The following is a 12,307-nucleotide window of genomic DNA, read 5'->3' as shown; positions in this document are numbered from 1 at the left end:
GTAATAGAAAAAGAACACTAAGAACTTCGGACTAAACACAAACAGCCGTATGGAGAGACCTGATGAACCTGTTGCATTACACGTCTTCAGCTGCCTTCCTGCTGGCGGGCTCCATAACCCTGTCAAGTCCACTCGTCTATGCTAAGCAAACGGTAGAGAACGAGAGTTACAATGAATTTCTGGATATGGACATCTCCCAGCTGATGCAGGTGACCATCACTTCGGTCTCGAAAAAGCCAGAAGCTCTTGCCAACGCAGCCGCCGCAGTTTTTGTTATCCGTCATGAAGATATCCAACGCTCTGGAGTAACTACAATTCAGGATGCGTTACGACTTGCACCCGGTGTACAGGTTGCACGAATCGGTTCTGATAAATGGGCTGTCTCAACACGTGGATTTAACGGCCGCTATGCTAATAAACTTCTCGTGCTCATGGATGGACGAACTCTCTATTCTCCTGCTTTTTCCGGAGTCTATTGGGAAATGCAGGGAACCCTGCTTGAAGACATTGATAGAATAGAAGTCATTCGAGGCCCGGGAGCCACGCTCTGGGGCGCCAATGCCGTTAATGGCGTTATCAACATCATCACCAAAAAGGCTGAAGATACGCATGGCGGTCTTGTACGCGTGGGCGGCGGCACTGAAGAAGAGGCTCAGCTAGGACTGCGTTACGGTCGGGCAATTGGTGAGAATGTACACGCCCGAGCCTATTTTACTTACGACCAGCGAGACTCATTTGAACTCGCCAGAGACGGCTCTGATGCCCATGATGATTGGGACTCAAGCCGAGGAGGGTTTCGTGTAGATGGCGGCTCAGAAAAGAAAACAGCCTGGACAGTTCAGGGCGACCTCTATGAAAATTCCATAAACCAATCGTTCTCTCCATATTTTCTACCTTCATTTCCATACATAACTGAACTTCGGGAAGAATTCGAAGCCACCGGCTGGAATATCATGGCGAAAATGAATCGAAAATTCGCCAACGACAGCACACTATCCGCTCAAATTTATTACGATTTCGCAAAAAGAGAAGAATCTTTTCTTATGCAGGAACAAGGAACCTTTGATGCAGAAATTCAATATCAAAAGAAACTGGGAAATCGTAATGATATTACTACAGGTGTAGGTTACCGCCTGGTAGATGCTGAGTTCACAAATTCCTTTCAGGCAAGCATTCTTCCTGCAGAGACTGAAGATATTACATATAGCGGATTTATCCAGGACGCTATAAGCGTAATTGCCGATACACTCATATTCACACTCGGCACCAAGTGGGAAAACAATGACTACACCGGAACCGAGTTCCAGCCAAGCGCCAGGATCCTCTGGAAGGCCACCAAAGACACCTCCGTTTGGGCTGCAGTGTCACGCGCAGTCAAAGTGCCCTCACAATTTGAGAGTAATGGCTCAGTTGTAGTAAGAGTTGCACCTGATATGCCACCAAACCCTGCCGTCATAACGCTTGTCGGCAATACAGAATATGATTCTGAAGAAGTTATTAGCTATGAAACGGGTTACAGGTGCTTCCCTAACGATACATTCTCTCTTGATCTTGCTCTTTTCTATAACGATTATGACAAACTGCTCGACTCAGCGCCCAACCCTCTGAACCCTTATGAAAGCGTATTTTCCAATAGCATAAACGGCAACAGCTATGGTGCCGAAGTGGCAATTACCTGGAAGCCTCTCGACTGGACAAAATTTGACCTGGCCTATTCATACATCAACTTTGACATGGACAGTTCCCTCTTGCTACCATCAGGTCAGGAAAATGTCTATGAAGGCTCAGCCCCTCAACATTCAATTTCATTATTCTCACAGCTGAGCCTTACTGCTAAACTTGAGATGAACGTATGGTTGAGATATGTAGATAATCTGCCAGTTTCCAGTCCATCTGCTGCAACCAGAGGTATTGAGATTGATGATTATGTTGATGTCGATATCAGTATTAACTATCAGGCAACCAATAACCTGAAATTATCCCTTGTCGGACAAAACCTTCTCAACTCCAGTAATTCAGAATTTATCTCAGAGTCTTTCACAGCTGAAACTGAAGTTGAAAGAGGCGTTTACCTCAAAGCACTCTGGTCGTTTTAGCTAATGACCGTTTTCAGCCAACAGTACCCTTAATGATTTCTTTATCAAAATAATTCACTTCCATTCCACCATCCACCACAATGGTCTGAGCATTGATACCTGAAGATCGTGGTGAAAGCAAAAATGCTGCGGTATCCGCCGTCTCCTGGGTAGTTAGTGCCCGCTTTCTCGGGATCGCCTTTTCGGCAAAGAGATAACTATCTACATAGCCGGGAATACCTGCCGAAGCCGAAGTCTTAAGCAATCCGGGTGCAACAGCGTTAAACCGCACCTGAGAAAAGGCTGAGAAGCTTTTTGCAAGAAAACAGAGTGAGGAGTCCAGCGCGGCTTTTATTGGAGCCATATATCCGTAATTTTCCGCAGCCATGCGGGTCGTGGAAATTGAGATTGTTATAACTGATGCATCTTCAGCGAGCAGCTCTTTAAAATGGTTGGATATACTGATAAACGAAAAACAGGAGATATTTACAGCCTGGAGGAAATCCTGTCTCAGGGTCTCATGAAACGGCTTCATCCCTTCAGAATAGTTAGCAAAGGCTATAGAATGGACAAGTCCAGCCACCTTCTGCCCGCTAAGTTCATTAGCTATCTCATCGCGCACCCGAATGATATTTGCTTCTTCTTCGACATCACAAAGAAACACCTTAGACTCCGGAAAGAGCTTTCTGGCCGTTGTTCTTCGCTCTTCAGAGCGGACAACATGAATTACCTCAGCCCCTTCGGCAACCAGGGTTCGGGCGATGGCGCATGCCACCGATTTTTTATTCGCCAGACCAAAAACAACAAACAGTTTGCCTCGTACATCCAGAAAGCTCATAGTAGTAACGTATATGTTAAGTTGAAATATTTAATAGTGGGATTGAACGCCAAAGATACACTAGATTATGGGTTTGCGCACAGGGAGATTATCTCTCTTTATGCCTTTTCCCCTGTTCATTCACCACTGTTTACGGTATATCAACTGCTAATTAGTTCCAGTTCCCCGGAAAAGGTAAGGGGGGCGTTATTAGCTCAAGAGGCATAAACACCGTTAATTACCTGGTTGGTACTGTCACCAGTCTCACTTGAATTTAAAAAATATTTCAGTATGTCCAAATATATCATAGGAATCGACACCGGCGGCACTTTCACTGACGCAGTTCTGCTGGAAAGCACTACCGGCAAGATTATAGCTTCTGCAAAAAAGCCCACCACCCATATGCAGTTGGCAAAGGGAACAGGAGATGCACTCTCATCCCTGCTTGGGGAAAGCGGTATAAACCGTGATCAGATCGAATCACTCATCGTATCCTCCACCCTTGCCACAAACTCGGTTGTCGAAAACAAAGGTGCACGAGTTGCACTCCTGGTCATCGGTTATGTCCGCCATTTCAAATTGCCGGTCAAGGCTGTGGTCTATATCAAAGGTGGTCACACCATCACAGGCCAGGAAGAAGAACCGCTTGATATTGAGAGTCTTGTCGAGATGGTAAGCGGACTTAAGAATGAAGTTGACGCCTATGGTGTCTGCTCTGCAATGTCAATTAAGAATCCTGCCCATGAACTGGTAACAGAAAAAGCAATATCTATGCTCGATCCCAAGCCGGTCTTCTGCTCCCATCGCACAAGCAATATCGCAGGTATGAAAGAGCGGGCAGCAACAGCAGGTCTTCACGCCAAACTCATGCCCGTGATGCAGGAATATTTGCACGGTATTGAACAGGCCATGACTGAGCTTGAACTTGATTGCCCTGTGTATATTGTCAGTGGTAACGGTTCCACCATCAACTCAGCCCAGGCTATCGAGTTTGCAGGTTCCACTGTTGCCAGCGGTCCGGCCTGTACTGCGCATTTCGGTGCCCTGCATACCATAGAAGATGCACTGATCATTGATGTTGGCGGAACGACCACCGATATCGCCATGATAAAAAACGGTGAACCTATCCTTGCCAAAGAAGGCTGCCAAATCGGCAATTGGCGCACTCATGTTGAGGCCGTTGACATGGTTACCGGCGGTATTGGCGGTGACAGCTTTGCCTCAGTTTCCCGAAAGGGGGAAATAACTCTTGGCCCGGGTCGCGTAGTACCACTCTCTATGGCAGGTGATATTGTTCCGGTCGAAAAATGGCTGGGCACTGACGAACAGGCAAAACGCATTCTTTGTTATCAGGAGAAATTTTCTGAGAAAAGAGATGAGGTCGAAGACTATCTGCGTAAAACCGGTAGTGCGACCCCTCATGAAATTCGAGAGGCAACCGGAATAGCCGGAATCACACTTGAAAAGAAACTCGAGAGGATGAGTCATCTCCAGCAGATTTACGAGTGTGGATTTACACCGACAGATGCCCTGCACGTGCTTGGGATCATAGCTATCGGTAACACTGAAGCTGCCAGAAAAGGTGCTGAAATTCTTGGTAAAGAAATGCATATAGGTCCGGAGGAATTCAGCCGCCTGATCATTAAGCAGACTGAGGAAAAAATAGAGACCCTAATTATAGATTATGTCGTACAGCACTACTGGGGGAACTCATTGACAGGCTTTTTAGACCAACGCAATGCACATTCTGTACTCGGGGTGAGTTTCTCGCTGAAGATTCCACTTATAGGCATCGGCGCTGCTGCCCGGCACCTCCTCCCTGCTGTAGCCGAGCGCCTGCAGACGACCGTCAGTTTCCCTAAAAATTGTGAGGTGGGCAACGCTATCGGTGCCGCCATGATCGGCAGAACAATTCGCACTTAAAGGCACATATACTCCCGTAAATTATTTACTTTTCACGTGAGTGCAAACGACAAAGAAGCCCTGTTTCTACATGGCCCTTTTGTCGTTTGCAATACACGGCGCCCACAGCCTAACAATATAATTACCCATACTCTTGATTGTCCGGTCTATTCTCAGACAATCATCTTTTCTATCGAATTTCGAATACTATTCTCATATAAAAAAATATCCCCGCGGTATAAAATGCCAGAAATATGTAAGGCTCCATAAGTAAGCTCAGGACAGAAATATGTAATGTCCCCCAGAGTATTATTACAACAAGGAGTTATTCAAACGCATGAAGGCATCAGATCATATACGTATAACTGCGGAAGCCATTCGTCAATTTGTTAAATATTCGCAAAGTGCCGTTGTTCCATTCTTGTTACAATACAGCAGCCTGATCCAAAAAGGATCTGAAGACGCTGATATAAGCCCCATCTATACCCGTGCCACCAACTGGCATTTCTATAACCGGAATCTCGACCGCGATATACTTCAAGAGCCAATCTGGTCATTTATGGAACCACTCACACTTCATCTTTCGTCTGACCATATTCTTAAAAAACGATGTGAACAGCTTACTGATGAGATAGAAAAAAAATCCACAAAAGATGCGTGCAATCTTACGGGAAGAATTCTTCATCATATCCAGGACATGTCCTGCCCTTCCCATGTTGTGCCTGTGTACCATGGTCCGCTTATCGCAGACAGCTTTGAAAGCTACCTGAGCGACGTGTTCTTAAGCGACAGTAAAAACATCAGCGATATTGCAGAAGAACTTGAACAGGACGCAAAATCGTTAGCCGTCAGCCCGGATATTGATATCCTTGGGCTTTATCAGGATTCTGCCGAAATCACTCTTAAATTTCTTCAACCTGAAAATTCAACCTGCCAGGTGAAACGAAACGGGAAAGGCATCGAACTTCCATGGAATTATTTCTGGGCGGATAAAAACACGAAATACCTTAACGGCTACCCTTCAGCCTGTAAGTTTGGCGGCTTTGGAACCTTTGGACCACTCGGGAAAAATTTCGGTACAACTGAAGAGTTCAGCATCGGTGACGATACCTACGTCATCCAAAAAGATGTGTATGATGCTTTCTGCCACCAGCTGGTTAAAGACATGTTAAAAAACAGCATCAAAGCACTCTTCCTGATAGAGAATGACCTGAAAAAGTTGTGCTAAAACACCCCAGAGCTTTCAGCCTGCGCTGGAAGCTCTGATTCCCCACCAACACACATGTGAAATGCGATCAGCAACAGGTGGTTAGGTTTCACCATTGAATGTATTACAGCTGTTCACATCCCCGCTTTGCCACCCCGTACGAAACCATTCTACACGTTGCTTTGAACTACCGTGGGTAAAAGAGTCAGGCGTTACATAACCGCGGGATTTTTTCTGCAGGCGGTCATCGCCGATCATCGATGCGGCGTTTAATGCTTCCTCAATGTCTCCCGGTTCAACAATATTACGCACCCGGTTAGCATGATTCGCCCAGATACCGCTGAAACAATCCGCCTGCAACTCTAACTTAACGGACACCTGATTATATTCTTTTTCTGAAAGCGTTTGTCGAAGTGCATGCACCTTATCACTGATCCCTATAAGATTTTGTACATGGTGACCAACTTCATGTGCTATCACATAGGCCTGGGCAAAATCCCCAGGTGCATTCATGTCGCTTTTAAGATCTTTATAAAAGCTTAAATCGATATAGACTTTTTTATCGGCAGGACAATAAAACGGCCCCATGGCAGCACTTGCATTTCCACAGGCAGACTGCACAGCATCTGAAAAAAGCACTAGTGTGGGCGGCTGATAGGTTCCACCCATTTTGGTGAACAGGGCATCCCATGTATCTTCGGTATCCGCCAGGACGACAGATACAAAATCGGCAAGATCATTTTCAGCAGCCGTTGGCACTCGACCACTTTCGGTATAGGCAGGTTGATCGCCCACCAGGTTAGATTGAAGAATTATTGAAGGATCAATCCCGAAGTACATCCCCACAAGAGCCAGTATCAAAATTCCGATACCACCGCCCCGCTTTGCTCCACGAGGAATTTTCCCTCTTCTGTCTTCTACATTTGAACTTCTCCGCCCAGATTTCCAGAGCATGTTGTCCCCTCACTACAATGCAACCAATTCCCCCGATCTTACCAACTGGTTAGATTTTTTTGTTTTTCGAACCATTCATCTTAAAACGATCATAGTTTTCGGGAAAAATTAGCGTATTCGCTCAAGATCGAGGCATGGAGTCTGATTTAACCGCAGACATATCGTTAATATGGCGAGGATTAAATCAGACTTCATAACGCTGAGCTTGAGTGAATAGGCAATTTTTCACAAAACTATTACTTAATGTCCGCAATAAACTTATTAGACTGATCAATAGCCTGATTCATACTCTTGACTAACCGCTCAATCTCTCCTTTGAGCGAAGCAAACTCCCCTTTCAACGAACCAATAGCCTGCGCATTCAGATTATGTTTTAAATACAAAACATTATCCTGGAAGATCCGTAACACCGGCTCCATGCTTTTTTCCGCACGGTGCATAGATGAAAGCATATCCCTATAGCGAGTCTTGGTTTTCTCCAGCTTCACCTTACTTGATCTGCGGAACTCCTTATTCTGGTAGAGCTCCAGCTCTTCTTCCCACTCTTCAAAGAGAGCTCCCGCAACATCTTCAACCTTCTCGATTCGTGATGACACAGTTTCCGCTATATCCTTACTCGCTTCATACTCTGCATTAAGCTTATCATAGGCACGTTTTAAATCGGAATCTTCAAGCTGAACAACTGAATTAAACTGTTCTAAAGCTGTCTGAAACTGTTCCTGTGCATCTTCCTGGGCATCGCGGGCATTCTCTACCCTGTCCACCATGATATCCCGCTTATGTACACCCACCTTTTCCATTGCTCCGTAATATGTATCCGCACAACTGCTGAGCAAAAGGGGTAGCAGGACTATTAATACAACGAGCGGGTTAATCTTTTTTCTCTGAAAATTTTTCACCATTTTCTCTCCGATTTCTCCTTGAAACGTTTAAAGGCACGTCCCCGGGAGGGTTCCCGAGAATAGAAATCTTGGTCAAAATCGAGACATTTTCAAAAAATATGCACAGCCATATACATGATACGACAATCAGTAATTTTTGAAAATCCCGGCGAGTTTGAGGAATGTCTATTCTCGAACAGCCTCCTAGATATTATTCTGATAATACGTAGTATTGCGTAATGCAATCACCTTAATCATGGAAACCCATTCATGCAAAATGCGCCACCCAAAACATTACCGGATGTTTACCAGGAGGCTGTCTGAGAATAGGGGTTTTGAACAAAACATCTATTCTCGGACAGCCTCCTGGGGTATCATCATCTTGTGCTATAAGTTTTTCTCTTTTATATTTCGCCATTATCCAGACAACAAAAGATTGGTTTATTGTCAGCAACGCTATATATGCTGATTCCATAAAAAAACGTGTGCTATGTCAAATACCGAAAACACGAACGTGACAGCTAAAAAAACCTGTGAAGGTTGTGGTGGCTCAGGTCAGATCTCATTCTTTCGAGGTGTAAGCCGCTTTGTTATGGACTGGGATGACTGTCCCGATTGCCTCGGTACCGGCTATGTTCAGGAACCGGATGACCAACCGACATCAACAGATACGCCTGATGACAGACAATAAATACCACATTACGTTTCCACCAAACTCTGCCAATCTCCTTACTCTATTATGAAATCACAGATTCTCCAGATTATCTACGATGCATTCGAAACATGGTCAACACAAGAAGAGTGGGCCTGCCAGAAGGGTTGCGCCACCTGCTGCACCCAGAATGTAACTATTACAGCTCTGGAGGGAGAACATATTCTTCGATATATTATCCAGGAGAATAAAGAGCAGTGGCTGGTGGATAAACTCAATCTGGCAAATTCTCCCCAGCGGCCGAAACAAACCATCAACCAGTTTGGTGCAGCCTGCCTGGCTGGCAGAGAGCCGGAACCAGAAACTGATCCTTCATATTCCCCGTGTCCATTTTTAGAGGATGCAATCTGCGCCATTTACCCTGCACGCCCGTTTAGCTGTCGATGTTTTCTGTCACTGCATACGTGCTCACCAAACCGGGCAGCTGTTGTATCTGAAAAGTATATCGCTGCATCTACAGCAATAAGTCAACTGACAGAACATCTCGGACAACGTGAATACTGGGGCAATATGCTGGATGTACTGGTCGCCCTGCTTGACATCTCAGCCTACAAAACAGTTGCAGACAAACTCGGAGATACCCCACGTATAATCGGTGCCCGAGCCAATGTGCTCAACGGACAGCCTCTTCCCGGTTTCATGCTCGGTGAAGAAGATTATACCTATGTTGCTCCGCTGCTTGAAGAGATCTTCACCACGCGAATAGCTGGTAAAACCGTCGAAGACATTCTTAACGGCAAATAGACACTCTTTTCTCACTACCAACCTGTAAAAATCACGAAAAAAAAAGCGCAGTTTCAATCACATTGAAACTGCGCTTTTTACAGACTAACACTCTATTCGTTTATGTGGTTACTTGAAAAGATGGAGATATTCGCCATACCCTTCATCTTCGAGCTTCTCAACAGGGATAAAGCGTAACGATGCAGAATTGATACAATATCGCATTCCTGTCGGCTCCGGCCCATCGTCAAAGAGATGTCCAAGATGTGAGTCCGCCTTCTTGCTCCGCACTTCAGTACGTACCATAAAAAGAGACTGATCAGACTTCAGGACAACATTTCCCCCATCAACAGGTTGAGTAAAACTCGGCCAGCCGGTTCCTGATTTAAACTTATCTGTTGAACTGAAAAGCGGTTCCCCGGAAACAATATCCACATAAAGCCCTGCGTCTTTATTGTCCCAGTACTCATTATCAAATGCAGGTTCCGTGCCATCCTTCTGGGTAACGTTGAACTGCATCGCGTTAAGCTTCTCACGCAATTCTGCTTCAGACGGTTTCACATATTCGCTTTTCGTATCTGCTTTCCAGACCCGCTCAATATACCCGGCCCGCCCTGATCCTGTTTTATAAGCGGAATAATGAAGAACATTTTTCAGGTAATAATCCTGATGATATTCTTCTGCAGGGTAAAAAAGTGTAGCCGGTAAAATGCTCGTTACCACAGGACTGTCAAACTTTCCTGAGCTATCAAGCTCATCACGGGAACGTTCGGCAATCGCCTTTTGTTCATCATCGTGGTAAAAAATTGCGGTTGTATAATGATTCCCTCTATCAGCAAACTGACCGCCTTTATCGGTAGGATCAATCTGATGCCAGAAAACTTCGACCAGTTCTCTGTATGAAACTTTTTCAGGATCATAGACTACCTGGACACATTCAAGATGCGAGGTCCGGCCTGAAGACACCTGCTCATAGGTAGGATCTTTCTCTTTTCCACCGGAATAACCTGCTTTTACGTCAACCACTCCCTCTACCTGCTCAAACGGCGGTTCCATACACCAGAAACACCCGCCACCGAATATAGCGGTTTTATATGTATCAGCTGCCCGGGCTTCTACAGCCAAAGCACTTGCTATCGCCACTAGAAATGCGCTTAAGATAAATGTATACTGCATTACATGCCTCCGTAAGGTTGATTTCCTTGATTCTATAAGAAAATATGCACTACAACAGGCTCAGACAAGCAACCCTATCAGGTATATCTACCTTGCTCCGCTATTTTGCTACAAAATTGGTATAATTCCTGATTTCATCTTTCACACGAGTTCGCTATTTTTCTATTTAAAAAAGCGAACTCGATTGCTATAGTGCCGGACATGAAAACGACACAGAATACCAAACGGACCAAGTTCATTTTTGTCACCGGCGGCGTGCTCTCATCCTTAGGGAAAGGTCTTGCGTCAGCAGCCTTAGGAGCATTGCTCGAAAGCCGTGGGCTCACAGTAACATTTCAAAAACTCGACCCTTATATCAATGTCGATCCGGGAACAATGAACCCGTTTCAGCATGGTGAAGTTTACGTAACCGATGACGGTGCGGAGACGGATCTGGATATGGGGCACTACGAGCGCTACACTAACGCCGTTATGGCACAGAAGAATAATTACACCTCCGGGCGTATTTATCATTCTGTAATATCCAAAGAACGGCGTGGCGAGTATCTTGGCGGAACAGTACAAGTAATTCCGCACATTACAGATGAGATCAAGGCTGCAGTACTGCAGTTAGACGGCAGTACCGATGTAGCTATCATTGAGATCGGCGGAACTGTCGGCGATATCGAAGGACTGCCGTTCATTGAAGCCATTCGCCAATTACGTGGTGATCTTGGCCGTGATTACTCTCTATTTGTTCATCTTACCCTGGTGCCGTATATTAAAACCGCGGGTGAAGTGAAGACCAAACCGACCCAGCACTCAGTAAGAGAGTTGCGGGCCGATGGTATTCAGCCGGACATCCTTATCTGCCGAACCGAGGTACCTCTTGATGAGAGCCTCAAGGCAAAGATAGCACTGTTCTGCAACATTCAGAAAGATGCGGTTATCACAGCAATTGACTGCGACACGATCTACGAGTTGCCAATCAACCTGTACCGTGAAGGGCTCGACACCAAGATTCTCGAACTCCTTAACATCTGGACCGGTCAACCAAACATTAAGCCATGGGAAGCACTGGTTCACAGCATCAAGAACCCGAAGAACACGGTAACTATTGCTATCACCGGCAAGTATGTTGACCTGACCGAATCCTACAAAAGTCTCCATGAAGCACTTGTTCATGGTGGTATGGCAAAAGGCACCAAGGTTGAATTGCGTTACCTAAGCGCAGAGGACCTTGAAGTAAAAGATCCCGCAACGCTGCTCGATGGCTGCGACGGCATTCTTGTTCCTGGCGGCTTTGGAAAGCGAGGCATAGAAGGCAAAATCAAAGCGATCACATATGCCCGAGAAAACAAGATACCATTCTTCGGTATCTGTCTCGGTATGCAGCTTGCTGTTGTTGAATATGCCCGTAATGTCGCTGGACTGAAAGGCGCAAACTCAACAGAGCTCGATCCTGAGACAGATCAACCTGTTATCTACCTGATAAAGGAATGGTTTGACTATAGAACCAACCAGAAGCAGGTGCGCGACGAAACCTCTGACCTGGGTGGAACTCTCCGACTTGGTGCGTATCCATGCGTGCTCAAAGAAGAGACCTATGCATCCAAGGCCTATCAACAGGAAGAGATTTCAGAACGCCATCGTCATCGCTTTGAATTCAACAATGAATTCAGAGCTATCCTTGAAGAAAACGGCCTGACTATCGCAGGAACATCCCCGGACAACAACCTGGTAGAGATAGTTGAAATTGCTGATCATCCATGGTTCCTGGGCTGTCAGTTCCATCCTGAATTCAAGTCAAAACCGATGAAGCCACATCCGCTTTTCAGGGATTTCATCAGCGCAGCACTTGCAAAAAAACTGGGTAAATAA

General features: G+C 45.6%; 10 protein-coding genes. 6 read left to right on the top strand and 4 right to left on the bottom strand.

The annotated features are described in order from the left end of the window. Positions 1-62 precede the first annotated feature (62 nt). Positions 63-2,096 carry a TonB-dependent receptor plug domain-containing protein gene (locus tag FCL46_RS24840; RefSeq protein ID WP_136809178.1) on the top strand — a complete coding sequence of 678 codons (2,034 nt, stop codon included), beginning with the start codon at positions 63-65 and terminating at the stop codon, positions 2,094-2,096. Positions 2,097-2,109: 13 nt separating this feature from the next. Here the strand turns inward: FCL46_RS24840 and FCL46_RS24835 are convergent, their stop codons facing one another. Further along, entirely contained in the window at positions 2,110-2,913 is an 804-nt protein-coding gene (locus FCL46_RS24835) for an enoyl-ACP reductase FabI (protein ID WP_136809177.1), read from the bottom strand. Positions 2,914-3,183: 270 nt separating this feature from the next. On the opposite strand from FCL46_RS24835, the gene FCL46_RS24830 reads away from it, so the two are divergent. Both FCL46_RS24830 and FCL46_RS24825 read left to right on the top strand, forming a co-directional pair. Further along, entirely contained in the window at positions 3,184-4,815 is a 1,632-nt protein-coding gene (locus tag FCL46_RS24830) for a hydantoinase/oxoprolinase family protein (RefSeq protein WP_136809176.1), read from the top strand. A gap of 316 nt (positions 4,816-5,131) precedes the next feature. Further along, positions 5,132-6,022, top strand: a complete 891-nt coding sequence (locus FCL46_RS24825; protein ID WP_136809175.1) for a phospholipase C/P1 nuclease family protein — start codon at positions 5,132-5,134, stop codon at positions 6,020-6,022. Between the two features lie 81 nt (positions 6,023-6,103). On the opposite strand, the gene ypfJ is transcribed toward FCL46_RS24825, so the two are convergent. Next, positions 6,104-6,955: a KPN_02809 family neutral zinc metallopeptidase gene (ypfJ, locus tag FCL46_RS24820; protein ID WP_136809174.1), complete on the bottom strand. Its 852-nt coding sequence runs from the start codon at positions 6,953-6,955 to the stop codon at positions 6,104-6,106. 236 nt (positions 6,956-7,191) lie between these two features. After that, on the bottom strand, positions 7,192-7,857 hold the full coding sequence (locus FCL46_RS24815; protein ID WP_136809173.1) for a DUF2959 domain-containing protein: 666 nt from the start codon (positions 7,855-7,857) through the stop codon (positions 7,192-7,194). A gap of 469 nt (positions 7,858-8,326) precedes the next feature. Between FCL46_RS24815 and FCL46_RS24810 the strand changes: the two genes are divergently transcribed. Continuing rightward, positions 8,327-8,527, top strand: a complete 201-nt coding sequence (locus FCL46_RS24810; protein ID WP_136809172.1) for a hypothetical protein — start codon at positions 8,327-8,329, stop codon at positions 8,525-8,527. Between the two features lie 48 nt (positions 8,528-8,575). After that, positions 8,576-9,292, top strand: a complete 717-nt coding sequence (locus FCL46_RS24805) for a YkgJ family cysteine cluster protein (RefSeq protein ID WP_136809171.1) — start codon at positions 8,576-8,578, stop codon at positions 9,290-9,292. 108 nt (positions 9,293-9,400) lie between these two features. Here FCL46_RS24805 and msrB read toward each other — a convergent pair whose 3' ends face one another. Continuing rightward, on the bottom strand, positions 9,401-10,447 hold the full coding sequence (msrB, locus tag FCL46_RS24800) for a peptide-methionine (R)-S-oxide reductase MsrB (RefSeq protein WP_136809170.1): 1,047 nt from the start codon (positions 10,445-10,447) through the stop codon (positions 9,401-9,403). Positions 10,448-10,648: 201 nt separating this feature from the next. Between msrB and FCL46_RS24795 the strand changes: the two genes are divergently transcribed. Further along, positions 10,649-12,307: a CTP synthase gene (locus FCL46_RS24795; protein ID WP_136809169.1), complete on the top strand. Its 1,659-nt coding sequence runs from the start codon at positions 10,649-10,651 to the stop codon at positions 12,305-12,307.

Source organism: Desulfosediminicola flagellatus, from assembly GCF_005116655.2.
In the GTDB taxonomy this organism is placed as follows: domain Bacteria; phylum Desulfobacterota; class Desulfobulbia; order Desulfobulbales; family Desulfocapsaceae; genus Desulfopila; species Desulfopila flagellata.
Note: the sequence above shows the minus strand (reverse complement) of the source record. Positions and strands in the feature narration are given on the sequence as shown.